This window comes from Geobacillus zalihae NBRC 101842, from assembly GCF_001544135.1.
GTDB classification, from domain to species: Bacteria; Bacillota; Bacilli; order Bacillales; family Anoxybacillaceae; genus Geobacillus; species Geobacillus zalihae.
Genome location: NZ_BCPV01000059.1, coordinates 1 through 23,524 on the forward strand (window position 1 = coordinate 1; position 23,524 = coordinate 23,524).

At 52.5% G+C, this 23,524-nt stretch carries 26 protein-coding genes, 1 pseudogene and 1 riboswitch; of the genes and pseudogenes, 12 read left to right on the forward strand and 15 right to left on the reverse strand.

The genetic code is table 11. The features are described 5' to 3' along the window. From GZ1_RS13965 to GZ1_RS13985, 5 genes and pseudogenes are all read right to left on the reverse strand, one after another. Nucleotides 1-131: response regulator transcription factor (locus tag GZ1_RS13965; RefSeq protein WP_157074373.1), on the reverse strand; the 131-nt coding region annotated here is incomplete at its 3' end. Next, nucleotides 124-1,158, reverse strand: a complete 1,035-nt coding sequence (locus tag GZ1_RS13970) for a sensor histidine kinase (protein WP_060788713.1) — start codon at nt 1,156-1,158, stop codon at nt 124-126. The genes GZ1_RS13970 and GZ1_RS13965, both read right to left, overlap by 8 nt. Next, a complete protein-coding gene (gene liaF, locus GZ1_RS13975; protein ID WP_060788714.1) occupies nt 1,155-1,886 on the reverse strand; it encodes a cell wall-active antibiotics response protein LiaF in 732 nt (243 codons plus the stop codon). The genes GZ1_RS13970 and liaF overlap by 4 nt, the downstream gene beginning before the upstream one ends. 64 nt (nt 1,887-1,950) lie before the next feature. Further along, nucleotides 1,951-2,578 (reverse strand): annotated as a pseudogene (locus GZ1_RS13980) (PspA/IM30 family protein). A 24-nt stretch (nt 2,579-2,602) separates the two neighbouring features. Then, complete coding sequence (locus GZ1_RS13985; protein WP_060788715.1) at nt 2,603-2,962, reverse strand: lmo0954 family membrane protein; 360 nt, start codon at nt 2,960-2,962, stop codon at nt 2,603-2,605. A gap of 334 nt (nt 2,963-3,296) precedes the next feature. Here GZ1_RS13985 and GZ1_RS13990 point away from each other — a divergent pair, with 334 nt between their 5' ends. Continuing rightward, on the forward strand, nt 3,297-3,743 hold the full coding sequence (locus GZ1_RS13990) for an SgcJ/EcaC family oxidoreductase (protein WP_060788716.1): 447 nt from the start codon (nt 3,297-3,299) through the stop codon (nt 3,741-3,743). Nucleotides 3,744-3,808: 65 nt separating this feature from the next. On the opposite strand, the gene GZ1_RS13995 is transcribed toward GZ1_RS13990, so the two are convergent. From GZ1_RS13995 to GZ1_RS14015, 5 genes are all read right to left on the reverse strand, one after another. After that, nucleotides 3,809-4,390 (reverse strand): MBL fold metallo-hydrolase, encoded by a 582-nt coding sequence (locus GZ1_RS13995; protein ID WP_060788717.1) that lies wholly within the window; start codon nt 4,388-4,390, stop codon nt 3,809-3,811. Between the two features lie 323 nt (nt 4,391-4,713). Then, nucleotides 4,714-6,117, reverse strand: a complete 1,404-nt coding sequence (gene rlmD / locus GZ1_RS14000) for a 23S rRNA (uracil(1939)-C(5))-methyltransferase RlmD (RefSeq protein ID WP_060788718.1) — start codon at nt 6,115-6,117, stop codon at nt 4,714-4,716. Continuing rightward, on the reverse strand, nt 6,114-6,980 hold the full coding sequence (locus GZ1_RS14005) for a DNA-3-methyladenine glycosylase family protein (RefSeq protein ID WP_060788719.1): 867 nt from the start codon (nt 6,978-6,980) through the stop codon (nt 6,114-6,116). Before GZ1_RS14005 ends, rlmD begins: the two co-directional genes overlap by 4 nt. 178 nt (nt 6,981-7,158) lie before the next feature. Then, nucleotides 7,159-7,950, reverse strand: a complete 792-nt coding sequence (gene pdaA, locus GZ1_RS14010) for a delta-lactam-biosynthetic de-N-acetylase (protein WP_060788722.1) — start codon at nt 7,948-7,950, stop codon at nt 7,159-7,161. Between the two features lie 180 nt (nt 7,951-8,130). After that, nucleotides 8,131-9,678, reverse strand: a complete 1,548-nt coding sequence (locus tag GZ1_RS14015) for a fumarate hydratase (protein WP_060788720.1) — start codon at nt 9,676-9,678, stop codon at nt 8,131-8,133. Between the two features lie 230 nt (nt 9,679-9,908). Between GZ1_RS14015 and yfkAB the strand changes: the two genes are divergently transcribed. Further along, nucleotides 9,909-11,033 (forward strand): radical SAM/CxCxxxxC motif protein YfkAB, encoded by a 1,125-nt coding sequence (yfkAB, locus tag GZ1_RS14020; RefSeq protein WP_015373939.1) that lies wholly within the window; start codon nt 9,909-9,911, stop codon nt 11,031-11,033. 29 nt (nt 11,034-11,062) lie between these two features. On the opposite strand, the gene GZ1_RS14025 is transcribed toward yfkAB, so the two are convergent. Continuing rightward, nucleotides 11,063-11,851, reverse strand: a complete 789-nt coding sequence (locus tag GZ1_RS14025; protein ID WP_060788721.1) for a YfkD famly protein — start codon at nt 11,849-11,851, stop codon at nt 11,063-11,065. 150 nt (nt 11,852-12,001) lie between these two features. Beyond that, on the reverse strand, nt 12,002-13,054 hold the full coding sequence (cax, locus tag GZ1_RS14030) for a calcium/proton exchanger (protein WP_011229927.1): 1,053 nt from the start codon (nt 13,052-13,054) through the stop codon (nt 12,002-12,004). Nucleotides 13,055-13,200: 146 nt separating this feature from the next. Between cax and GZ1_RS14035 the strand changes: the two genes are divergently transcribed. After that, a complete protein-coding gene (locus tag GZ1_RS14035; protein WP_015373936.1) occupies nt 13,201-14,334 on the forward strand; it encodes an MFS transporter in 1,134 nt (377 codons plus the stop codon). A gap of 124 nt (nt 14,335-14,458) precedes the next feature. Continuing rightward, nucleotides 14,459-14,605: a BH0509 family protein gene (locus GZ1_RS14040; protein ID WP_011229925.1), complete on the forward strand. Its 147-nt coding sequence runs from the start codon at nt 14,459-14,461 to the stop codon at nt 14,603-14,605. A 344-nt stretch (nt 14,606-14,949) separates the two neighbouring features. Here the strand turns inward: GZ1_RS14040 and GZ1_RS14045 are convergent, their stop codons facing one another. Then, entirely contained in the window at nt 14,950-15,783 is an 834-nt protein-coding gene (locus GZ1_RS14045; RefSeq protein ID WP_015373935.1) for a YihY/virulence factor BrkB family protein, read from the reverse strand. A gap of 51 nt (nt 15,784-15,834) precedes the next feature. Continuing rightward, entirely contained in the window at nt 15,835-16,323 is a 489-nt protein-coding gene (locus tag GZ1_RS14050; protein ID WP_013146347.1) for a low molecular weight protein-tyrosine-phosphatase, read from the reverse strand. Between the two features lie 349 nt (nt 16,324-16,672). Between GZ1_RS14050 and GZ1_RS14055 the strand changes: the two genes are divergently transcribed. From GZ1_RS14055 to GZ1_RS14090, 7 genes are all read left to right on the forward strand, one after another. Further along, nucleotides 16,673-16,897, forward strand: a complete 225-nt coding sequence (locus tag GZ1_RS14055; protein WP_011229922.1) for a DUF1128 domain-containing protein — start codon at nt 16,673-16,675, stop codon at nt 16,895-16,897. A gap of 129 nt (nt 16,898-17,026) precedes the next feature. After that, nucleotides 17,027-17,131, forward strand: a riboswitch (SAM riboswitch). 125 nt (nt 17,132-17,256) lie between these two features. Then, nucleotides 17,257-17,964, forward strand: a complete 708-nt coding sequence (locus tag GZ1_RS14060; protein ID WP_015373933.1) for a phosphoadenylyl-sulfate reductase — start codon at nt 17,257-17,259, stop codon at nt 17,962-17,964. A 273-nt stretch (nt 17,965-18,237) separates the two neighbouring features. Next, on the forward strand, nt 18,238-19,398 hold the full coding sequence (gene sat, locus GZ1_RS14070; protein WP_015373931.1) for a sulfate adenylyltransferase: 1,161 nt from the start codon (nt 18,238-18,240) through the stop codon (nt 19,396-19,398). 12 nt (nt 19,399-19,410) lie between these two features. Further along, nucleotides 19,411-20,022, forward strand: a complete 612-nt coding sequence (cysC, locus tag GZ1_RS14075; RefSeq protein ID WP_015373930.1) for an adenylyl-sulfate kinase — start codon at nt 19,411-19,413, stop codon at nt 20,020-20,022. A 148-nt stretch (nt 20,023-20,170) separates the two neighbouring features. Beyond that, on the forward strand, nt 20,171-20,947 hold the full coding sequence (gene cobA / locus GZ1_RS14080; RefSeq protein ID WP_015373929.1) for a uroporphyrinogen-III C-methyltransferase: 777 nt from the start codon (nt 20,171-20,173) through the stop codon (nt 20,945-20,947). 10 nt (nt 20,948-20,957) lie between these two features. After that, nucleotides 20,958-21,704: a sirohydrochlorin chelatase gene (locus GZ1_RS14085; protein WP_033005041.1), complete on the forward strand. Its 747-nt coding sequence runs from the start codon at nt 20,958-20,960 to the stop codon at nt 21,702-21,704. Between the two features lie 88 nt (nt 21,705-21,792). Further along, nucleotides 21,793-22,077, forward strand: coding sequence for an acylphosphatase (locus GZ1_RS14090; protein WP_013146356.1), 285 nt, complete (start codon nt 21,793-21,795; stop codon nt 22,075-22,077). 166 nt (nt 22,078-22,243) lie between these two features. On the opposite strand, the gene GZ1_RS14095 is transcribed toward GZ1_RS14090, so the two are convergent. Beyond that, entirely contained in the window at nt 22,244-23,011 is a 768-nt protein-coding gene (locus GZ1_RS14095) for an arginase family protein (protein ID WP_020754345.1), read from the reverse strand. A 165-nt stretch (nt 23,012-23,176) separates the two neighbouring features. On the opposite strand from GZ1_RS14095, the gene GZ1_RS14100 reads away from it, so the two are divergent. Next, nucleotides 23,177-23,524 carry a YojF family protein gene (locus tag GZ1_RS14100; RefSeq protein WP_013146358.1) on the forward strand — a complete coding sequence of 116 codons (348 nt, stop codon included), beginning with the start codon at nt 23,177-23,179 and terminating at the stop codon, nt 23,522-23,524.

The window sequence follows — 23,524 nt, forward strand, 5'->3', positions numbered from 1 at the left end:
GGGGCGAGCTCCACCCCTTTTGTTCCATCTTCCGCCTCCCCAATCACCTCCATATCCGGTTGGGCGGATAAATACGCCGACACGCCAAGCCGCACCATTTCATGATCGTCGACAAGCAGCACCTTAATCACGGTCATCCCCCCTGTGCAAAAGCGGCACTTTCACTTCCAACCTCGTTCCTTGACCTTTTAAGCTGACAATTTTCAACATCCCACCGATTTCCGCCGCCCGCTCATACATGTGCTGCAACCCGTACGAGCCGCTTTTCGAACGTTCCACATCAAAGCCAACGCCATCGTCGGTGACGCGCAAAATGGCAAACCCGTCCCGTTCGATGAGCAATACTTCCAACGACTTCGCTTTCGCATGGCGCAGCGTGTTGGAAAGCGACTCTTGCAAAATGCGGAACAGATGGTCCTCGACTCCTTTATCCAGCGAAATGTCTTCGATTTTCCATTTCATCTCGAGCGGCACTTTCCCCGCCAGTTCCGTCAGCAGTTCGTTCATCCCTTCTTGGAGCGATTTTCCTTTCAGATGCACCGGCCGCAAGTGCAGAAGCAGCGCCCGCATTTCCAATTGCGACTGATGAATCATTTGTTCGACCATTTTCAGTTGCTTCCGATGGCGTTCATCGTCCGACGGCATCGTTTCCATGACGGCCGACATCATCATCGAAGCGGCAAACAATTGTTGGCTTACGGAATCATGCAGTTCCCGCGCCAGCCGCGTGCGTTCTTCCGACAGAATGCGCTCAACGAGCCGCTCTTCCTGTTCGGCCTTTTCCGCCGCTAATTTTTGCACGCGTTTCGTTTGCTCGAGCCATTGCGTTTGCAGCTTGGCGATTTGTTGCCAAACGTCTTGCAGTTCCGGCGGCGGCCCTTCCCGATGCAACTCCCCCATCTCTCCTTGTTCAATGTGCCGAAGCGCCTGCACAACCGCTTGCCATTGCTTGCGAAAGAAGGAATCAAGCATAAGTCCAACAGCAATCCCCATACACAGGCTTACAGCGAACACAAACAACAAAAACGGCAACCCCATCACGGTTTGCTCCCACAAAGACGACCACATTCCAGGCGGAAGGAAATAGAGAAAGGAAATGAGCAACGCCACAGCAAGCACAAGCGCAAGCAAAACAGAAGCGAGCATCGGTCGGCTCATACGCGTGTCACCTCGACATTGCCAATGATCATCGAGGTGACGATTTTTAGCTTTTGCTCCGCTTGATCATACGAAGAAGTTTGATAAATGAGCGTCTCGTTGAACATTTTTTCCTGTTCCTTGCCAAACAGCGAGGCAACACCGAAAATGGCGGAATGAACGAGCCGTGTTTCCATTTCGTACGGAACGAGAATTCGAATGTTGCCGATCAACCCTCTCACGATAATGACCGCTTCCCCTTTCGGAAGCACAGTATAGCTGACATCAATGACCGTATCCCCGATCCCCGTTTGGATATTGACATCATTCCACTCATACGCCCGTTCTGGGGTCGCTTGCCGGCCAACCCATACATTTTGAAACAGCGGTTGACGGCGCACGATTTCCTCTCCCCCATACGAGTTCTCAGCCATAGTCGGGCGGATCACCGTCGGATGCCGCTTCGACTGAAACAATTGCCAAAGGGCATAACCCAACAGCGCGACCATGACAAAACGAGCGGCCATCATCGTGAACACATGAATGGCCAACATGATGCAGCCAAGCCAAAACAGCCATTTTCCTTTCCGCCGATGCCATTGTTTCCTTCCAACATAAATCAAACAGACCGATATACTTAACGAAAACAGCACGCCCGGGCGAAAAAACGAAATTTCGATTGCAAAAAGGAGCAGTGTCACCAAAACAACCCAACTGACATAGTCAGTTTTCTTCCGTTGATCAAGCATGTGGGGAGCCCCCTGTTGTCCAAAATGAAAAAGGCGTAACCATGTACGCCTTTAGCATATCCGGTTATTTTCCTTCCTGCAACTGCTTTTCCAGCTGAGCGATGCGCGCATCGATCGTGTTTCGGTAATAATCGGAGCGAACTTGCTGCTCAAGGCGGTCAAGGTAGACTTCCGCATCAGCAAACGCCGCCAACGCCGGGCCGGTGTCCCCGTTGACCACCCGATGGATGCGGTAGTGCGCCCGAGCCGCATTCTCCCGCCCCATCAGCTCCATGCGCCGCATCTGCATGTCTTTTAGCTTATGCTTCATTTCCTCATATTTCGCTTCTAACTCAAACAGCTCGCGGCTCGTTTGCTCGAGCAGCTGTTTTAAGCGGGCCGCGCGTTCCGCATATTGCGCTTGTTCACGCCGCGCAAATTCGGCCAGCTCCATTTCCCCGGCTTGCGTCGCCACCTCCGCCTGCTTGCTTCGCTTTTCCGCCATCTGTTCGGCTTCGCGATGTTCGCGGGCAAATTGCTCTTTCAGCACATATTGGCGCTCGAGCAGCTGCCGCACCCGCTCGACTTCCTGTTCACATTGGCGCAAAATAGTGATTGAGAAGCGCGATCGGGTTTTTCTTTTCTTTTTCGTCAAGCCATTCATGGAGATCGGCTTCAATGATCGTTTTCAAGCGTGAGAACACACTCATCATCGATTCGCTCCTTTTCCATTGATTTCATGAATAATGCTTTTGCAGCTCCGCCCATTGTTTTTCAAAGTTGACAAACGGGTCGTCTGCTTCTGGAACGACGCGCTCGTCTTTCACCCCGTTCCATTTTTTATACACGACATACAGCACATACGCCGCGACAAGCGCGATGAGCGCTGGCACATTCGAAGCGCTGGCCGCCAACGCCGCACAGCCAATGAGCGCCCACACCACTTTCCCGAATGTCGACGGGGCTTTCAAACATTTCTTGAACGCATAGTACAGCACCGCCAGCGTGATTGCCAACCCGACAAGCGGCCCAAGATGAAACAGCAAAACAAGCAGCGCCACCGCGCCGGCAACGAACAGCCCGATCTTTTTTGCCATCCTTTCGCCTCCTTTCGTCTTCCATCTTACCCGAGTCCCCTTCTTTCCATCATGAACCAGGGATATATTTTGCCTACAACCGGAGGCGTATTTTTTTCACCGAGAGAGCATGCATCGGCTCCTCTTGCACCACAAGGTTGTCATAGCTTCCATATCAGAAAGCCTTGCCAATTTGAATTGTTTTAGGGAAATTTTTGACCATTTTCTTAATCTATTCTAAAATGGAATTGCCCTCACAATGGAGATTCCTCCCATTGTATTCAGGGCGTCTCTTTCATTTCACAGGAAGAACCGCAAACACCAGGTTCGTATTGCTTGACAAGGAGGAGCGTTGATGGAATCTCAAGTTGTCAACGAGGTTAAGGCTCTGTACCAACGACTGTTGGACGGATGGAACAACCGAAACGCCCGCGATATGGCGCAACTGTTCGCAACGGACGGAGAGATGATCGGCTTTGACGGAAGTCTAGCGTTGGGATCGGAGGACATTTTCTTTCACTTGGATTCGATTTTCAAAGACCACCCGACCGCACGGTTTATTAGCAAAGTGAAGAACGTTCACATCCTGAATCCTCAGGCAGCTATTTTACGTGCGATCGCCGGCATGGTTCCCCCTGGAAAATCCGATATCAATCCCGCGGTCAACACCCACCACACGATCGTTGCCATAAACCGGGATGGCGAATGGCGAATTCAGCTTTTCCAAAACACTCCGGCCCAGTTTCATGGGAGACCGGAACTCGTCGAGCAGATGAGCGAAGAACTGCGGCAGTTGATCTAAGTACAAGTGCCGCGGTTGATTTAAGTAAGGTGAGCATGGCTTTCCATTTGTGCTCTGTTCATGATTTACACACCCAGGGTGTAAACGTTCCCGTGTCCCGGATATATGACTTTTGCACCTTTCAACTTTAAATCATGCCAGCTTTGCTTGCTTTTATCATCGTCTTCCATTACTAAATTCGGGGAATATAAATCGCCGATAAAAGCAGTGCCGTCTTGAAATACGAGCGAAATACTATCATCAGAATGTCCGGGCGTTTTGATTGCCTGTGCAGGAATGTTATGTTCTGTGAAAAATAACCCTGCTTCATCAATGCTTAGCACAACATTCGAATTCATATCTAATGGCAAATAGGACCGATCCTTCCTGAGCATATTCTCCATCACTCGAATATAAGGTGCCTGATGTTCAAACAAAATAAAGGAAGTTCCAAATCTCTTAATGTTTTCTACCATGCCGGCATGATCAGGATGGAAGTGTGTCACGAACAGATATTTTATCATCTCTGGCTTAATGTTATAAGTTTTTAAAGCTTCTCTATATTGGCGGATGCACCCTGGCCAACCGGCATCTATGGCAACGTAAAAATCGTTTACCTTTACCAAATAACAATTTGTGTGTCTTATCGAAATACAATAAGTCCCCATGAGATTCCCCCTTCTTCGGGTCTTTATGTTCGTGAACTACATTTTGGGTTCATAACTAAACTCGTTCACCAACCTCTCGATGTTTTCGATTTTCCTTTTTACCTCTCGCTGACTCTGACTGGTTTCGAGTTTTAAAAAAGGGAAGAACGTGAGCGTTTCTCCCCCCTTTCTCCCTCTCATTTTTCTCTCATTTTGATCCTTTTTCCTTGATTTTTCAATGATTCCCCCACTTTTTCTCCCTCTCTTCTTTCTCCCAAAAAGGAGTGGAAGAACCCGATTTCATTTTCCATTGACACTCCACACGGCTGAAGCCATGTGAAGTGTCAAAATTGCAGCGTTAATTTCGCCACCGCTTCCACATGCGCCGTGTGCGGAAACATGTCGACCGGCTGGATGTAGTCGACGCGGTATTGTGCGGCCAAGGCATCGAGATCGCGGGCGAGGCTGGATGGGTTGCACGAGACGTAGACGACCGTTTTCGGGCGGACGTGGAGAATCGTTTCAAGCAACGCCCGGTCGCAGCCGACGCGGGGCGGGTCGACGATGATGACGTCCGGCTTCCAGCCTTCGTTCACCCATTTTGGCAGCCAATATTCGGCTTTGCCGACGACATAGTGCGTGTTGGTGAAACCATGCTTTTTGGCGTTGTTTTGCGCGTCTTCGATCGCTTCCGGAATCGTGTCCATGCCGCGCACTTCTTTGGCATCGCGAGCAAGCCACAAACCGATCGTGCCGACGCCGCAGTAAGCGTCAACGATCCGCTCCGTTCCGGTGAGGGCGGCCGCTTTTTTCACTTCGTCGTACAATTTCACCGTCTGCAACGGGTTGAGCTGGAAAAAGGCACGCGACGACAGTTCAAACGACAAATCGCCGAGCGTTTCTTGAATATATTCGTCGCCGGCGAGCACTTCTGTCTCGTCGCCGAAAATAAGCGACGTTTTTTCGCCGTTGATGTTTTGCACGATCGATTTCACTTCTGGGAGGCGGCGGCGAATTTCGTCAATGAGCAGCTGTTTGCGCGGGATGTCTTTTGTCGCCGTCACCAGCACAAGCTGGATGTCGCCCGTATGGAAGCCAACGCGGACGACGATCGTCCGCACGACGCCCGTTCTTGTCCGCTCGTTGTAAATCGGGATGCGCAAGTCTTGCAAAATCGTTTTCACAATGTTCGTGACGCGCGTCGTTTGCGGATGCTGGACGCGGCATTCCGATAAATCGATGAGCCGGTGGGAGTTGATGCCGTACAGCCCGGCGAGCACCTTCCCTTCCTTCATTCCAACTTGAAACTGGCTTTTGTTTCGGTAATGCCACGGGTTGTCCATGCCGATCGTCGGGCGGATGTCAAGCTTGTCGACATCGAGGCGCCGGGCATGGCGGCGGAGCGCCTGGATGACAATGTCGCGCTTCGCCTCGAGCTGCGCCTCGTACGATAAGTGCTGCAACTGGCAGCCGCCGCACTGGTCATAGAGCGGGCATGGCGGCTTGATGCGGTTTGGCGAGCGCTTGCGGATGCGCTTGATTTTCGCCTCGGCGTAGGTTGGGTGGATGTCCGTCGCCTCAACGATGACTTCTTCCCCCGGCAACGCACCGGGGACGAAGACGACTTGTTTTTGGAAATAACCGACCCCTTCGCCGTTAATGCCGATCCGTTGAATCGTCACGGGAAATTGCTCGCCTTTTTTGATTTTGATGTTCATTTGTTGCTTTGCCATATCGGTCCCTCTCATTCGATACTTCTCCATAAATAAAGCGCCGCATAGCTGGCGTACGGCTTCCACCGCTCGCTAAGCGCCGCCATCTCTTTGACAGTTGGCCGCTGTTGAAGCCCGAATTGTTTTTCAACCGCCCGCTGCAAACCGATATCCGCCGGCGGAAAGACGTTCGGACGGCCGAGGCCGAAGAGGAGGAAATTTTGCACGGTCCACGGACCGATGCCGCGCACGGCGGTCAACCTCTCCATCACCTCGCCGTCTTCCATCTGCTCGAGTTCATCAAGCCGCAGCTTCCCCTCGGCAATGAGGCGCGACACATCGACGATATATTCGGCTTTCCGCCCGCTCAGCTGCAAGGCGCGCAAGTCATCGTACGAACGGGCGGCCACTTCTTCCGGGCGCGGGTAAAACCAAACGCCGTCCCGCTCCTCGCCAAACGCTTTCACAAACCGCTCTGTGAGCCGGTAACCGACTTTAAGATGAAGCTGCTGGTGGATCAAACATTTCATTAGGCAAAAATACAAGTCAAAATCGAGCACAAGCGGCAGCCCCTCATACTCGGCAAACAGCGGCGCCAGCTCGGTCGCGCGAAAATGATCATACACCAGAACGAGCGGCGTCCGCCATTGAAATAAATGAGAGACGCGCTCGATGATGTCTTCCTGCCGCTTGGGATGCGGCGCCGAGACGACAAAGCGAGGATCGTCTTTTGTGCCGATGCTTTCAATCACGACCGGCACCTTTAAACCATCGAGATGAAGCGGCACGGTGATGCGCCGCCGCTCTAAATCGACCGCCAGGAGCGGATCCAATGCAAGCCGTTCAAGCGCGTGGGCGAAATCATACGGCGCCGGCACAGTGATCGTTCGTTTCCACATCGTTCTCACCTTTCTCATTTGTCCGTGCCCCTATTATAACGAAAAACGCCCCGTCGAACCAACTTGTTGGCAGGACGAGGCAGCGGCATATGGTTCGGTTGACAGAACGAGGCGGGTTTTCGAATGGTCCGACACAAAACGTTTCGTACCGCTTTTGTGCTCAAGTGATGAAAGCGGCTTATGGGCGAAACAGCCACGGATGAAGGCCGGTCTTTTTGGCCATAAGGTCATCAAGGCTGGCGAACGTGTACCCTTGTTTGCGCAAGTCGTCGATCACGTTCGGCAATGCTTCGGCGTTGTCTTTGGACACGGAATGCAACAGCAAAATCGCCCCCGGATGGATTTGTTTCATGATTTGGTCGTAAGCATATTGCCAGCCGCGCTGGCGGTCGGTTTGCCAGTCGACGAACGCCAGCGACCAAAAGACGTGATAATAGCCAAGGTCGCGGGCGAGAGATAACGTCCGCTCGCTGAAAATGCCGCGCGGCGGGCGAAGGTACATCATCCCTTTTTGCCCGGTCAACTCTTCTGTCTTTTCCTTGACTTTTTCCAGCTCTTCGCGCACCCGCTCATCGCTGGCGGTCGTTAAATCGGGATGGTGCCACGAATGGTTGCCGATGATATGTCCTTCGGCAGCCATTCGTTTCACTAAATCAGGCGCGGTTTGCAAATAATGGCCGGTGACAAAAAAGGCGGCCGGCACATGTTTTTCCTTTAACACGTCCAAAATTTGCGCCGTATAGCCGTTTTCATACCCGTTGTCAAATGTTAAATAGATCGTTTTTTCGCTCGTGTCGCCTAAATAAAAGGCGTCATATTTGGCGAGCAGCTCATCGAGCTCTTTTCCCGCCGATGGGGGCTCGTGGTTTTCGCTTCGCTTCAATCCCCAATGGATCGGCGCATTGCTTATGGCAAAAGCAGGGGCGGGAAAAAGCGCGAGCGCTAAAACGAGAGAAATGAGCCATCTCATGCCTAGTTCCTCCTTGGCCGCCATCTTTTCCTCTTTCTTATTGTTTTCACCCCTGACCGCTTTACGCGCGCCATTTTTTGCAAAAAAAAGCCCCAAAAGCGAGCGCTTTGGGGACAGAGAAGAAAACGGGATCAGCTTGTGAATACCAATAGCCATGTGCTTGAAATTCAGCTCTCCCTCTTACTTGAACACCGGCTCTTTGAACTGGGCCAGCTTTTCAAGCGACGATTTTTCCACATCTTCATGCAAGCTGTTGCCGTGCGAATCCATCGTGACAACAGCAGTGAAGTTTTCGACGCGCAAATGCCACATCGCTTCGGGGATGCCAAACTCCAGCAAATCAACGCCTTCCACGGATTTGATGCAATCGGCGTAATATTGCGCCGCGCCGCCAATGGCGTTCAAATACACGCCGCCGTGTTCTTTTAACGCTTGCAGCGTCTTCGCGCCCATGCCGCCTTTGCCGATGACAGCACGGACGCCGAATTTTTTCATGATGTCGCCTTGGTACGGCTCTTCACGGATGCTTGTCGTCGGGCCGGCAGCTTTGGCGTGCCAGCGGCCTTCTTCATCTTTTAACATGACTGGGCCGCAATGATAAATGATTTGCCCGTTCAAGTCGACCGGCGCGTCATGGTCCATCAAATATTTATGAATGGCATCGCGGCCGGTGTAAATGACGCCGCTGATGCGGACGACGTCGCCGACGCGAAGCTGGCGCACTTGTTCTTCCGACAGCGGCGGAACAAGGTCGATGACGCGCGCCTCTCCTTGTTCAAGCGCCGCGGCGGCTTCCGCTTTTTCCAACTCTTTTGCAAAATCGACGTCTTCGCCGTCTTGGTACAGCCATTCGATGATCTCACCGGTCGCCGGATCGATTTTCACGCCCATGCGCCGGAACGCCCAGCAGTTGTAGGCGACCGAAACGAAGAAGCTCGCCGGGATGCGGTGCATGACGCCGATTTTACAGCCAAGCAGCGTCGATTCGCCGCCAAAGCCCATCGTACCGATGCCAAGTTTGTTGGCGTTTTCCATCATGTATTCTTCGAGTTGGCGCAATTCTTCGATCGGGTTGACGTCATCAACCGGACGGAACAGCTGCTCTTTCGCCAACTCATAGCCGGATGAGCGGTCGCCGCCGATGCCGACGCCGATAAAGCCGGCGCTGCATCCTTGCCCTTGCGCTTGGTACACCGCATGCAAAATGCATTTGCGGATGCCGTCCAAATCGCGGCCAGCGCGGCCGAGCCCCTCGAGTTCACACGGAAGGCTGTATTGGATGTTTTTGTTTTCACAGCCGCCGCCTTTTAAAATGAGGCGAACGTCAATGTAATCGTTTTCCCATTGTTCGAATTTAATGACCGGCACGCCTTCCCCTAAATTGTCGCCGCTGTTTTTGCCGGTGAGCGAATCGACCGAGTTCGGGCGCAGTTTGCCGTTTTTCGTCGCTTCGACAATGGCGGCCCGAATCGCTTTTTTCATTTCGATTTGATTGACGCCGACCGGCACTTTGATTTTAAACGTCGGCAAGCCGGTGTCTTGGCAAATGGGAGACACGTTTTCATCCGCCATCTGAATATTCTCGACGATCGTATTGAGCGCCATGGCCGCCCGCGTGCCGGCGTTTTCGCGCGCTTTCGCCCGAGCGATCGCTCGACGGACATCCTTTGGCAGCTTCGTAGATGTTTCCACAATCAAGTCATACATGCTTTGCTGGAATTTTTCCATTTGTCTAAACGCCCCTTCCCCTGTTTATCGTCCATATGCAGTTGTCCCATCTTTTCCTATTATACTCCGTTTTCCAGCGTTGTGTAAAAAATCTTTCTTTTCGATCTCATGATTGTTCCATCCTCATCATACGAATGGGGTAGAGGCAAAACATCCAAAACGATTGACAAGCGCTGCTAAGGCGGCTAATAATGAACGATAGGACTTTGTCATGGAGAGAGGAGAAAGTGATGCGTTCATCGACCATACCGGCCATTACGCCGGCGTATGACCCTTGGGAAGCGTACGTCGATATTGAAGAATATGGACAACTACAACTGACGAATATTGAGTTTACCACAACGACGCTTTGCAATATGCGCTGTGAGCATTGTGCTGTTGGCTATACGTTGACAATGAAAGATCCCGAGGCGCTGCCGCTTGATATGTTGCTCCGCCGGCTCGAGGAAATTCCGCATTTGCGGTCATTAAGCATCACCGGCGGCGAGCCGATGCTGTCATTAAAATCCGTCGAACAATACGTCGTTCCCCTTCTCCGCTACGCGCACGAGCGCGGGGTGCGGACGCAGCTTAATTCGAACTTGACGTTGGATTTGTCTCGCTATGAACCAGTCATTCCGTATTTGGATGTGCTCCATATCTCGCACAACTGGGGGACGGTCGACGACTTTGTCGAAGGTGGTTTTGCCATGATGGAGCGGAAGCCGACGCGCGCCCAACGCGAGAAATACTTCCAGCGCATGCTTGACAATGCAAAAGCGCTGGCAAATGCCGGCGTGATGGTATCCGCGGAAACGATGTTAAACAAACGGACCGTCCGCCACTTGGAAGCGATCCACCGCCAAGTTGTCGAGGAAATGGGCTGTCGGCGCCATGAAATCCATCCGATGTATCCGAGCGATTTTGCCAGCGCTTTAGAGACGTTGAGCTTGGACGAATTGCGCGAAGCGATTCACCATTTGCTTGACATTCGCGACGAAAACGTCTGGATGCTGTTTGGCACGCTGCCGTTTTACCCGTGCAGCGACAACGAAGAAGATGTGCGCCTATTGAAGCGGCTGTATGAAAGCAAAAACGTCACCGTGCGCAACGATCCAGACGGACGTTCACGGCTCAATGTCAATATTTTCACCGGCGATGTCATCGTCACCGATTTCGGTGATGAACCGCCGCTTGGCAACATCATTCACGATTCGCTGCCAGACGTGTATGACAAATGGCGGCGCTCAAAGCTTGCTAGGGAGCTTCTTTGCCACTGCCCGTCGGCACGCTGCCTCGGACCGAACGTTCTTGTGAAGCAGACGTATTACCGCGGCGTCGATTTTACGAAGCGGTCCGCGCGCATTGGCCGATAAAAAACGTCAAGGAGCTTTTCCTTGACGTTTTATCTTGGCTGTTCACTCACCACATATGACATGTACAGGCGATCCTGCACCGGAATCCACGCCCCAACCCCTCTTGTCGTCACGTTTTTGACGACAATTTTCTTTTTGTTTCCTTTGAGCACGACGTACACTTCCCCGTATGTTACTTTCCCTTTTTCATTCACCGCCGGAGCGTACACGTACAAATAACCTATTTTTTTCGCCGGTACGTTGTACGGTTGGTCTTTTTTCGTGCCAAGGCCGACAACCGTGCTGAAAGAGAGCGGCAAGTTCGTCTTTTCCATCGCTTTGTTTAACATCATCCGCTTAACCGCGTCTTCATTCGGCACTTTCACCGTCAACCCGCCGCGGACGTATTTTTGCATTTCTTGTTTATAGTACAACTTTTGCGCCGTATCGCCGCCGCGGTTATCAAGGAAATTCGTGTTGACCTTTTGATATTCCCAGTTCGTCGACGTTTCGATCGACTGGTAATTGAGCGGCCATTGGCCTAAATAAATCGTCGCCCTGAAGCCAATGGCCCATGGCGTGTCGGTCGCCGAAGATTCATTAAAGAGATGGATCAATTCGGGATTCTCAATTTTCACATTCGCCGATCTTAACAGCTGTTTTGTAAACGAGCTCGGTTCCAAATGCGGCAAATCTTGCGTCGGGTTCGGATACGTATTTTCCTTCGATATATCCATCACCGCACCGGGCGCCGGTTTGCCGGCAGCCGCCAGCGCCGAAAACGCCGCCGCATAAAGAAGAAGCACGCTCCCAAACAGCGAAACAGCCCACTTTTTCATCGTCTTCACTCCTTTCTTCCCACGTTATTCACTGTTAGTTTCTTTCAAAATGCGCCGTTTATCCGCGGCGGCGAAAATTTTCCCCGTTTGACGCCCCACTTCCCGCACCCGCAAAAAACACCCGGACGGCGAACGCCCGGATGCAGTCACTTACAGCAAGTAAAAACCGATGCCCATGATCGTATAGGCAGCGAGCAATGTTGCGCCTTCAAACCAGTTCGTATCACCATCATTTGACAGCACGATCATCAAAAGGACGGAAGCAGCCATCGCCACCAGCTCAGGAAGTGAAAAGACAAGCGGCATCTTTTCCGGAAACAAAAGCGAAACGAGCACAAGCACCGGCGCAACGAACATGGCGATTTGCAATGTCGAGCCGACGGCAATTTCCACCGCGACATTCATTTTGTTTTTGTACGCCATAATAACCGCGGAAGCGTGCTCCGCCGCATTGCCGACGATGGCCACGATGATGATCCCGATAAACAGCTCGCTCCAGCCGAATGACTCAGCGACCGTTTCAAACGTGTGAACGAGCCGTTCCGATAAATAGGCGACCGCAACCGTCGCCAGCGCCAAAATGGCGGTCGCTTTCCCTTTGCCCCATTCGGGCTCTTCATGTTCTTCCACTTCTTCTGATTTATGCTGATATACGCCGCGATGGGTGACAAGCCGGAAATAAAGGGCAGCGGCGTAAAGCAAGATCATGATGATCGAAATGCCAACGCTCAACGCGACTTGTTCGCTGTGATTCATATGCATGGTAAACACTTCCGGAATGACAAAAGCGATGAAGATGGCAAAAGTCAGCAGCCCGGCATTATGACGAGCATCATAAATGTTGAATTCTTGCCGCTTATATTTTAGTCCGCCGACAAAAAATGATAGCCCAGCCACCAAAAGCAAGTTCCCGAGCACCGAACCGGTTAAGGAAGCGAGCACGACGTCAACGAGTCCAGCCTGCAAGGCAAAAATGGAAATGATCAGCTCGACCGCGTTGCCAAACGTCGCGTTCAACAGCCCGCCAATGCGCGGTCCGGCGACGATCGCCAAGCTTTCCGTCGCTCGCCCCATGTAGCTGGCGAGCGCAATGATCGTCAAACAGTACAACACAAACATCAAGACAGTCGGCCAATGAAGAAACCCGCCGATGACCGACACCGGCACGCCGATCCATGTCATCCAAGCAAACACCTTGTTCATTTCTCTTCCACCTTTCCTCTTGATTGTTTTCGTTGCATTGACCGCCGTTTCTATGTACGATGGATAAGGGCATTCATTCGCCCTGGGAAACATCCGGCCTCGCTTGTTTGATCGGCCGGCGATTTCAACTGAAATGGGGATGCACGATGCGTTTTGCCATCTTAACCGGGATTGTCGCCGTCTCTGGTCTGTCGCAAGGGATGTTGCTGCCGCTTCTGGCGATGCTTCTTGATGAAAACGGCGTCTCTTCGTCCGTTAACGGGGCGCACGCCGCCGCCCTGTATATCGGTGTCTTGACCATTTCGCCATTTTTGGAGCGGCCGCTGAGACGCTATGGCTATCGGCTCCTCATTCTCCTTGGTGGTTTCATTGTAATATGTTCGCTTATTCTTTTTCCACTTTTTCCTTCTCTTTTCTTTTGGCTCGTTCTTCGCTTTGCCATCGGCATCGGCGATCATATGCTTCATTTTGCGACGCAAACGTGGATTACGGACTTTTCGCCGCCGGCGGAGCGCGGACGGCGGCTGTCGCTGTATGGGTGGGCGTTCGGCCTCGGCTTCACCATCGGCCCGCTGTTGGCTTCACTCGCTTCGGTCGAGAAGGCGCTTCCGTTTTATTTAGCTGCTCTCCTTAGTTTCGCCGGTTGGATCGGCGTCTTTTGGCTGCCGAACGAAAAACCAAAGCCGCTTGAACGCTCTTCGTCGGCGGCCGGTCGGTTTATTGGCGCTTGGAAACAGGCATGGCCAGCGCTTTTGTTGCCGTTTGCGTACGGTTTTTTAGAAGCGGCTGTTCATTCCATCTTCCCGCTGTACGCCTTGCGTGAGCGGATGAGCGCTGAGCAGATCGCCTTCATCTTGCCATGCTTCTCGCTTGGGGGCATCATCTTTCAGCTTCCGCTCGGAGCGCTCAGCGACCGGTTCGGGCGGCGCGAGATCATCACCGGTGCACTCTTGGCCGGCGCCGGTTGTTTTTTGATTGCCCTCACTGTCGGTGCGTCCATGGTTGGGTTGGCTGCCTGTTTGTTCACCGCTGGCATGTTTACCGGTTCGCTCTTCTCTCTCGGCATCGCCTATATGACCGACCTGTTGCCGAAAGAACTGCTTCCCGCCGGCAATTTGTTGTGCGGGATGCTATACAGTCTCGGCAGCATGACAGGCCCGCCGCTTGCCGGCAGCGTGGTGGATCTCTCTAGTCGCGCCTTTTTCCTTGCGGTCAGCGCTGTCCTCCTCGTTCCGGCCATTTGCCTCGTCAGCCGCCGGGAACAGGAAACAGCGGCTTGACCGTTTTTTTGTTTTTTATTTTTTATTTTTTCAAAAAAATCGTTGACCATTTTGTTCCCTCTGTTATATAATAAAACCAAGATATCAAGTTTCTGTTTTAAAACAGTATAAAGGAGTGGCGATCATGAGCAGAACGGAACGGAAAAATATGATCGAGTTTATCGAAAAAGTGCGGGGATTGTCGCGCGAGGAACTCGCCTATATGACTGATGCAGAAATTGAATACATTTATGAGCGCTATTACCACCATCACGAAGAAATCGTTGAATAAAGCGGCAGCGGCTCGATGTGCCTGTGTTTGCATGAAAGGAAAGGTGCCCTCAAAAAAGGAAGGGCACCTTTTTTTGATTTCCATCTATACACATAAAACGACCGCCGGGGCACAATATTACAATATGTTGTGGTATGTTGAACGAAGAACCACCTTTTGAGACAGCTTCTTTCAATGATAGCCGTTTTGGCCGTTGGCGCTGCCACTCGTCTTATGCTTTGGTCTGTTTTTTCCTTTTTGCTTCGTGCCCCCGTCTTTTTTCGTATGTTTCGTCATCTTGATCCCCCCTATGCCAAGATCCCTTGCATTGTTACGATATCCCGCCTCGGCACCGTTTATGCACGCTAACGCTGCCGTCTTTTCCCTTCGCGCTCACAGTCAAACATGGCGTTGAGTTCCCCGCCTAAGACAAGAATCATGCCGGACAAATAAAACCAAACCATCAACACGATCATCCCGCCAAGGCTGCCGTACATCGCCGTGTAATCGGCAAAGTTGTTGACATAATACGCGAACGCCAGCGACGCCGCAATCCAGCCGGCGGTGGCAAACAGCGCACCGCGCACGACGTTGACGCAACGAAGCTGTTTGTTCGGCGCGAAATAATAAAGGGCAGTAAAGACAGCAAACAATAACAGCGAACTCGTCACCCAACGAAATGCATTCCAAACATTCAAAAACTGTTGCGACAACCCGAGAGCAGAGAACAAAAACAGCCCGATTATCCGCCCGAAGACCGGAAGCACGAGGGCAACGATGATGACCATGATCATGCCGAGCGTCAACACAATCGACAGCCCGCGTACGATCCAAAACGGCCGGTCTTCTTGCACATCATAAGCGCGGTTGAATGCCCTCATAATGGCACTCATGCCATTAGACGCTGACCAAATCGCTGCGATGATGCTAAACGACAACAATCCTCCGTTTTGCTCATCGATGAGGCGATGAACGTTCGTCTCAATGAGGTGAAGCGCCTCTTTCGGGGCGTATTGCCGCACGAGCGCAAGCACATCTTCATGCGGAATCGGCAAATACGCCAACAGCGTCATTAAAAACAGCAAAAACGGAAAGAGCGACAGAAGAAAGTAATATGCCAATTCCGCCGACAAGCGCGGGATTTCATCTTCCGTAAAACGGCGGGCCAACTCACGGATGAACGCCAAATTTACGACCATCGGCTGCCCTCCTTCCCCGTTTTTCCCTAGACGGGTGCGCCGCCCTCAAAGTCATTTTGTTTCCTCCACACCAAGTCGATGGTCGCGGATGATCCTCTCAAGCAAATGCTCGCACCCTGAGCGGACGAGGCGATACACTTCGGCAAAATTCCCGGTATAATACGGATCAGGCACATCGTCTTTTTCCCGGTCGGGAACAAAGTCAAGCAACCGGGCGAGCACCGCTTTCGAACGGGAGCCAGCCAATCGGCGCAAATCGTTCAAGTTGGCTGCGTCCATGGCGATGATGTAATCAAATTCTTCCAAGTCACGATGGTTCACTTGCCGGGCGCGGATGCCGGAGTAGTCGATCTTATTTTCCGTCAAAACCCTTCTTGTCCCCACATGCGGCGGCTCACCGACATGCCAGCTGCCTGTTCCCGCCGAATCAACGGCAATCAGACCGTCAAGCCCCCGCTCTTTCACCAAATGACGGAAGACCGCTTCCGCCATCGGCGAACGACAAATGTTTCCAAGACAAACAAACAGCACTTTAATCATCCAAACAGCCACCCCTCTCTCTATGTCCACGGTGCTTTCCACCGTTAGTTTTCCTTCATTTCTTTTCATCTAGCCCTTTTTGGCCCTAAAAGGACGGGGATGTCACGACAAAACAACTCCAGCGGGGGAGCGTGTGCGAATGGGCCAACAACTCTTGCGCGCGTTCACGACAACCATTTTGAAGAAAACGCGGTGTTTCACCAACCTTTTAGACTGGCACTATGCATGTGCACCTACATTTTACCACATCATCCGTTTTTCATCAGAAAAGCAAGCCATGCAATCTCTCCCCATTCTTCCTGCACCTATGGTACAATACATAGTAACTTGCCATGAAAGGAGTAAACGAATGGATTTATCAAAACGGTCGGCGGAAAACGTCGCCTACATGATCGAACAGTTGAAGCAAAAGTTGAAAGTGCTGAACTTGGATGCCATCAAGCCGTCCCATTTTTCCGAGGAATGGTACGATGAGTTGAGAGACATTTACGAGATGGTGATGAAACGCGAGACGTTCAGCCCAAGCGAAATGCAGGCGATTGTCGAAGAGCTCGGAAGCCTGCGCAAAAAATAACGCTCCCATCTGCTGTTAGGCAGGCAATGCAGCTGTTTCGTATAAAAACAATTCCTATCGAAAAACTATGATTGACATTATCGTCAATTGTGCTAAAATTTTAATCAATTAAATGACATGCGTTGCATACGTTGCTCGAGAGTGAGGGAGGAATGGGCTCAATGAACTCCGACAACCTGCCGCCTATAGCAAAGTGCCAATTCCAGCTAAAGAAGATCTTTAGTAAAATAAGGGGCTCCCTTTCTCCCGCTCTTTCTGATTCATGCAAGGAAGGATTTTTGCCGCCGAATTGCCGTTTGGCCGCTATATATCCGACTAATTACGTGGATTTTCTTTGATTTTGTGAGGAGGAGAAACCGATGCTCACGTATGATCAGTGGGAAACGGCGGAAAAACCGTCTTTTCCGTCCGATAATGAAACAAAAGGGGCGCTTGACGTCCTGGCCTGGGCGTATCGCGAATACGGCGATGAGATCGTATACGCGTGCAGCTTCGGCATCGAGGGGATTGTGCTGATTGATCTCATCTCTCGGGTCAAACCGAACGCCGAAATTGTCTTTTTGGATACCGGTCTGCATTTTCCAGAGACATACGATACGATCGCGAAAGTGAAAGAAAAATATCCGTCGCTTCGCATCGTGATGAAGCAGCCGCGCTTGACGTTGGAAGAACAGAAGGCGCAGTTTGGCGACGAGTTATGGAAACGCGACCCGAACAAATGCTGTGAGCTGCGCAAAGTCATTCCGCTGCGCGAGGTGCTGACCGGGGTGACGGCGTGGATTTCCGGCTTGCGCCGCGAGCAATCGCCGACGCGGCGGCATGTCGAGTACATTAACAAAGACGACAAGTTCCGTTCGATTAAAGTTTGTCCGCTCATTCACTGGACGTGGAAAGACGTTTGGAATTACGTGTATAAACACGGCCTTCCGTACAACGTGCTCCACGACCGCGGCTACCCGAGCATCGGTTGCGCCCCGTGCACCGCTCCGGCTACAGATCCGAACGACTTGCGCTCCGGGCGCTGGGCTGGCCAAGGAAAGACGGAATGCGGTCTCCATCTCGCCTAAGGAGAGAACATTGACATGCTCCTTGCCATTGCTTTGATCGCATCCTTTTTCTTCGCCATGAACATCGGGGCAAGCGGCGCGGCGGCCTCGATAGGCGTCGCTGATGAATCGGACGCCATTCCGAATCGTCAAGCTACTGTTTGACAGCGACGTCTATACGGTCATCGCCATCTTGAGCGTCTGCTTGGCGTCATTAGCCTAAAAAAAGAGCGCTTGCCTCATGAACATGGCAGCGGCATTTCACAACATCTATCAATCTAGGAGGTTATGAACATGAGCGTAAGCATCCCGCATGGCGGCACATTGATCAATCGTTGGAATCCGGACTATCCGCTTGATGAGGCGACCAAAACGATCGAGCTCTCCAAAGCCGAACTGAGCGACTTGGAGCTGATCGGAACGGGCGCCTACAGCCCCCTCACTGGTTTTTTAACGAAAACGGATTACGACGCGGTTGTTGAAACCATGCGTCTTTCTGACGGCACCGTCTGGAGCATTCCGATCACGCTCGCGGTAACAGAAGAAAAAGCGAAAGAGCTCGCCGTCGGCGATAAGGCGAAACTCGTTTATCGTGGCGACGTCTACGGCGTCATTGAGATTGCTGACATTTACCGCCCGGACAAAACGAAAGAAGCGAAGCTCGTTTATAAAACGGATGAACTTGCCCACCCAGGCGTGCGCAAACTGTTTGAAAAGCCGGATGTGTATGTCGGCGGGGAGATTACGCTTGTCAAACGGACCGACAAAGGCCAATTCGCCGCGTTTTATTTTGATCCAGCGGAAACGCGGAAAAAGTTTGCTGAGTTTGGCTGGAACACCGTTGTCGGCTTCCAAACGCGCAATCCGGTTCACCGCGCCCATGAATACATTCAAAAATGCGCGCTCGAGATCGTTGATGGCCTGTTTTTAAACCCACTCGTCGGCGAAACGAAAGCGGACGATATTCCGGCTGACATCCGGATGGAAAGCTATCAAGTGCTGCTGGAAAACTATTACCCGAAAGACCGCGTTTTCCTCGGCGTCTTCCAAGCTGCGATGCGCTATGCCGGTCCGCGTGAAGCCATTTTCCACGCAATGGTGCGCAAAAATTTCGGCTGCACGCACTTCATCGTCGGCCGCGACCACGCTGGTGTCGGCAATTATTACGGTACGTATGATGCGCAAAAAATCTTCTTGAACTTTACGGCTGAAGAGCTTGGCATTACGCCGCTCTTTTTCGAACATAGCTTTTACTGCACGAAATGCGAAGGGATGGCATCGACAAAAACGTGTCCGCATGACGCGAAATACCATGTCGTCCTTTCCGGCACGAAAGTTCGTGAAATGCTGCGCAACGGCCAAGTGCCGCCGAGCACGTTCAGCCGCCCGGAAGTGGCCGCCGTCTTGATCAAAGGGCTGCAAGAACGCGAAACGGTCGCCCCGTCAGCGCGCTAAAGGAGGATGGCGATGAGCACGAACATCGTTTGGCATCACACATCGGTCACAAAAGAAGATCGTCGCAAGCGCAACGGCCATCATAGCGCCATCCTTTGGTTCACCGGGCTGTCCGGCTCCGGCAAATCGACGGTGGCCAATGCCGTCTCCAGACGACTGTTTGAGCTCGGCATTCAGAATTATGTCTTAGACGGCGACAACATCCGGCACGGGCTCAATAAAGATCTCGGCTTTTCCGCCGCCGACCGGACGGAAAACATCCGCCGCATCGGCGAAGTGGCAAAGCTGTTTGTCGACAGCGGCCAGTTTGTGCTGACGGCGTTCATCTCGCCGTTTGCCGAAGACCGGGCGCTCGTCCGCCGCTTAGTCGAAGAAGACGAGTTTATCGAAATTTACGTCAACTGCCCGCTTGAAGAATGCGAAAAGCGCGATCCGAAAGGGCTGTATCAAAAAGCTCGCCGCGGGGAAATCCGTGAATTTACGGGCATCGACTCGCCGTACGAAGCGCCGGAAGCACCGGAGCTGACGATCGAAACACACCGTTATTCGGTTGACGAATGTGTCGAGCAAGTGCTCGCCTACCTGCGCGAGCGAGGAATGATCCCGGATGCGAAAACAGACTGATTCCCCCGTCCTCTGCCAAAAAAGAACGGGAGGTCATTTGACAAGGTCGTTTTCATCCCAAGGCAGACCATTTACAATAAAAGCAGCCGAGCATCCATGCCGTTTTCCGGCGGCTGGCTGAATCATGCACGAAGGGGCTGAAACAACGATGGGCAAAGTATATCTTGTCGGCGCCGGCCCCGGCGACCCGGAACTCATTACCGTCAAAGGATTAAAATGCATCCAGCAGGCGGATGTCATTTTGTACGACCGTCTCATCAATGAAGAGTTGCTTTCATATGCCAAGCCGGACGCCGAACTCATCTTTTGCGGCAAGCTGCCCGGCTTCCATGCCATGCAGCAGGAAACGATCAACCATGCGCTCGTCTGGCATGCCAAAAAAGGAAAAACGGTCGTCCGCTTAAAGGGCGGCGATCCGTTCGTGTTCGGGCGCGGCGGCGAAGAGGCCGAGGCGCTGGCCAAACATGGGATCGAATTTGAGATCGTTCCCGGCATCACCTCCGCCATCGCGGCGGCGGCTTACGCCGGCATCCCTGTCACCCATCGCGCGTTCAGCTCAAGCGTCGCCTTTGTCACCGGGCATCGGCGCGACGGAAGTCGTGACGAGATCAAATGGGAAAGCCTCGCCAAAGGCATCGATACGATCGCCATTTACATGGGGGTTCATCACTTGCCATACATTTGCGGCCAGCTGATGAAATACGGCAAAGCGCCGGAGACGCCGGCGGCGGTCATCGAATGGGGAACGACAACGGCTCAGCGCACCGTCACCGGCACACTCGCGACGATCGCCGGAATCGCCGCCAAAGAAAACATCCAAAATCCGAGCATGATCATGATCGGAGACGTCGTCCGGCTGCGGGCCAACATTCAATGGTTCGAACGGTTGCTTGCGTCATCGGCAGCCGCTGAGGCAACATCGTGAGGCGATGGCGATGGAAGCTGTTTTATATGTCAGCCACGGCAGCCGCATTGCCGCCGCGCGCCATGAAGCGGCGCGTTTCGTCGAACAGTGCCGGAGGGTCATCGATATTCCGATTCAAGAGCTATGCTTTGTCGAGCTCGCGGAACCGGACATTGTCACCGGCGTTGACCGTTGTGTCGCCCAAGGGGCGACACGCGTCATCGTCGTTCCGCTTCTCCTTCTTTCTGCAGGGCATGCCAAACACGATATTCCAGCGGCATTGGACATCGCGAGACGGCGCCATCCGTCCGTTGATATCCTCTGCGGCGCTCCGTTCGGCGTCCATGAAGCGATGATCGACATCGTGATCGACCGCATCAGCGAACAGTCCGCACCGCTTGACGGCGAATCGATGATCCTTCTTGTCGGCCGCGGCAGCAGTGATCCAGACACGAAGCGCGACATGTCCGCCATCGCTGCGCTTTTAAAAGAAAAAACGAACGTGCCGCACGTGGACGTTTGTTTTCTCGCTGCCATCCGCCCGACGCTTGATGAAGGGCTCCAACGGGCCCATGCATCGGCGTATCGGCGTGTGTTTGTCGTCCCGTACTTATTGTTTACCGGCGTCTTAATGAAAACGATCGAACGGAAGTTGCAGGGGTTCTCTGTTTCCGACAAAGAGTGGCATTTATGCTCTTACCTAGGCGATCACCCGCGGCTTGTGCTGCTCATTCAACAACAAGTATTATCGCTATCATCCGTAAAAAAAGGAGCTTGAACCATCAAGCTCCTCTTTTCATGTACTTTCCGCCTCATCTATTATATGATGGAAACAGAACAACCGTGATGAAGGAGGACTCATCGGCGTGAAAAGAGTTCATGTCATCGTGGAAGGGCGCGTGCAAGGCGTCGGGTTTCGATACTTCGTCCAACACGAAGCGCTAAAACGGCAGCTGACCGGTTGGGTGAAAAACAATGATGACGGAACAGTGGAAATGGAAGTTCAGGGGGATGAAAGCGCCCTTCAACTCTTTTTGGACACCATTGAAGCCGGAACGATGTTTGCCAAAGTCGCCCGCATGCACATCGAGCCGCGCGATGTCCGCTCCGATGAAAAACAATTTCGCATTATGTACGGGAGCGGCTTTTGACAACTAGGCTCATCCCCTCAAGCAGCGGCCTTCCCGGCTTTTTCGGCCATCGAGCCGGCAGAAGCGCCGGCTCGCTTGCCAAAATCCGAAGGGACAGCGTCTTCCTTGCTTTTCTGATCGCCAAACCAAAAGCGGTTCTGCCTTTCCCACGCTTCTCGCCGCTCGATTACGTCGGCCGCAAATGCGGCGCCGCATAGTGGAAATATGTCTCCAAGATGGCCATGTTCGCCTGCTCATTTTTTCCCCGCGCTTCGCGACAAAGCGGGTCGAACATGTCGACAGCGGAGGGCGGGTATTCGCCGCATATGTCCACGCCGAGCACTTTTTTATGGAATAAAAGCAACCGCAGGCAGGCGAGCAACCGGGATAGCGGAATCACTCCTTGATCCCAGTTCGTGACCGCGTCTTCGCGACGAAGAGCGTCTTTATCGATGCTGATATAGATGCTTCCGGTCGGGATGGCCTCGATGAGCGCTTTTGGCCATTCATCATGATCATCAAATGGAAGAACAGTCATTTTCGGAGATAAACGGAGTTGATGCGAAGAAGCAGTTGGGCCAACGATCACGACTTTTTGCAGCCGCGGATGCTTAAGTGCATAGGAGACCCATGAGCCGCACGAAATGACATCATCCCCTCCTTCAGCATCCGTATGGCGGTCAAAAAGCACAAGCGTAAACGGTTCGTTGATTTCTTTAAGCAATAAATACGTGACATAATGGTAGTTGCCGCTGCCGATCAGCACCGCCCCGCGCTTCCGCCGCCGCTCAAGCCGCCGCTCAATTTCAGCAAGCGCCGCTTCGCTGCAATACAAATTCGTCTCCGGCACGTCGGCGAGATCGACCCATTCGTGCGGGAACTGAAACAGCCGCTTTTGCGGCCGGTACACGCCGTCAAAATTCAACACCGTGACACCATTGCCTTGAAACCCCATCGATCATCACCCTTCTTTCGTTGAATCATCATTCAACGCTTTGTAGGTGCGGATGAGTCCAAGATGTGTCTCTTTTTTTATTATACAATAGAAGTCGAAATAGTTCCGCTCACACGCCTCGGTCATGTACAATAATAGAAAAACAAACAGCAAGGAGGGAGCCGCTTGCAACCGATCGACACGGCCGCCGTACAAGAGGCGCTGAATCGTTTTGCCAATCGCGACGTATATATTCATTTGGAAACGACGAACGGAGCATACGCCTCCCATCATAACGATGGCTTTTATTCCGTCGGCGCCTACATCCGCAACGCCTGCATTCGCTTCACCCGCGGCAAGATTACCGGCCCTGGGCCATATCGCGTCGGACTGAAGCTTGATCTTGGCTGGGTGTACGCCGAAGGGCTGACCCATTGGGAATGGACAGAAAAAGGACAGTTGCTGCTAGCAGGCCATGATGATCAAGGGAAATTGGCCGTGGCTCTCGAACTAAGCAACGAACCGTTTGTGTAA

Coding starts and splice junctions, on each gene's coding strand:
- GZ1_RS13970 (WP_060788713.1), bottom strand. CDS start 1,158: ATGAGCCGACCGATGCTCGCTTCTGTTTTGCTTGCGCTTGTGCTTGCT.
- liaF (WP_060788714.1), bottom strand. CDS start 1,886: ATGCTTGATCAACGGAAGAAAACTGACTATGTCAGTTGGGTTGTTTTG.
- GZ1_RS13985 (WP_060788715.1), bottom strand. CDS start 2,962: ATGGCAAAAAAGATCGGGCTGTTCGTTGCCGGCGCGGTGGCGCTGCTT.
- GZ1_RS13990 (WP_060788716.1), top strand. CDS start 3,297: ATGGAATCTCAAGTTGTCAACGAGGTTAAGGCTCTGTACCAACGACTG.
- GZ1_RS13995 (WP_060788717.1), bottom strand. CDS start 4,390: ATGGGGACTTATTGTATTTCGATAAGACACACAAATTGTTATTTGGTA.
- rlmD (WP_060788718.1), bottom strand. CDS start 6,117: ATGAGAGGGACCGATATGGCAAAGCAACAAATGAACATCAAAATCAAA.
- GZ1_RS14005 (WP_060788719.1), bottom strand. CDS start 6,980: ATGTGGAAACGAACGATCACTGTGCCGGCGCCGTATGATTTCGCCCAC.
- pdaA (WP_060788722.1), bottom strand. CDS start 7,950: ATGAGATGGCTCATTTCTCTCGTTTTAGCGCTCGCGCTTTTTCCCGCC.
- GZ1_RS14015 (WP_060788720.1), bottom strand. CDS start 9,678: ATGGAAAAATTCCAGCAAAGCATGTATGACTTGATTGTGGAAACATCT.
- yfkAB (WP_015373939.1), top strand. CDS start 9,909: ATGCGTTCATCGACCATACCGGCCATTACGCCGGCGTATGACCCTTGG.
- GZ1_RS14025 (WP_060788721.1), bottom strand. CDS start 11,851: ATGAAAAAGTGGGCTGTTTCGCTGTTTGGGAGCGTGCTTCTTCTTTAT.
- cax (WP_011229927.1), bottom strand. CDS start 13,054: ATGAACAAGGTGTTTGCTTGGATGACATGGATCGGCGTGCCGGTGTCG.
- GZ1_RS14035 (WP_015373936.1), top strand. CDS start 13,201: ATGCGTTTTGCCATCTTAACCGGGATTGTCGCCGTCTCTGGTCTGTCG.
- GZ1_RS14040 (WP_011229925.1), top strand. CDS start 14,459: ATGAGCAGAACGGAACGGAAAAATATGATCGAGTTTATCGAAAAAGTG.
- GZ1_RS14045 (WP_015373935.1), bottom strand. CDS start 15,783: ATGGTCGTAAATTTGGCGTTCATCCGTGAGTTGGCCCGCCGTTTTACG.
- GZ1_RS14050 (WP_013146347.1), bottom strand. CDS start 16,323: ATGATTAAAGTGCTGTTTGTTTGTCTTGGAAACATTTGTCGTTCGCCG.
- GZ1_RS14055 (WP_011229922.1), top strand. CDS start 16,673: ATGGATTTATCAAAACGGTCGGCGGAAAACGTCGCCTACATGATCGAA.
- GZ1_RS14060 (WP_015373933.1), top strand. CDS start 17,257: ATGCTCACGTATGATCAGTGGGAAACGGCGGAAAAACCGTCTTTTCCG.
- sat (WP_015373931.1), top strand. CDS start 18,238: ATGAGCGTAAGCATCCCGCATGGCGGCACATTGATCAATCGTTGGAAT.
- cysC (WP_015373930.1), top strand. CDS start 19,411: ATGAGCACGAACATCGTTTGGCATCACACATCGGTCACAAAAGAAGAT.
- cobA (WP_015373929.1), top strand. CDS start 20,171: ATGGGCAAAGTATATCTTGTCGGCGCCGGCCCCGGCGACCCGGAACTC.
- GZ1_RS14085 (WP_033005041.1), top strand. CDS start 20,958: ATGGAAGCTGTTTTATATGTCAGCCACGGCAGCCGCATTGCCGCCGCG.
- GZ1_RS14095 (WP_020754345.1), bottom strand. CDS start 23,011: ATGGGGTTTCAAGGCAATGGTGTCACGGTGTTGAATTTTGACGGCGTG.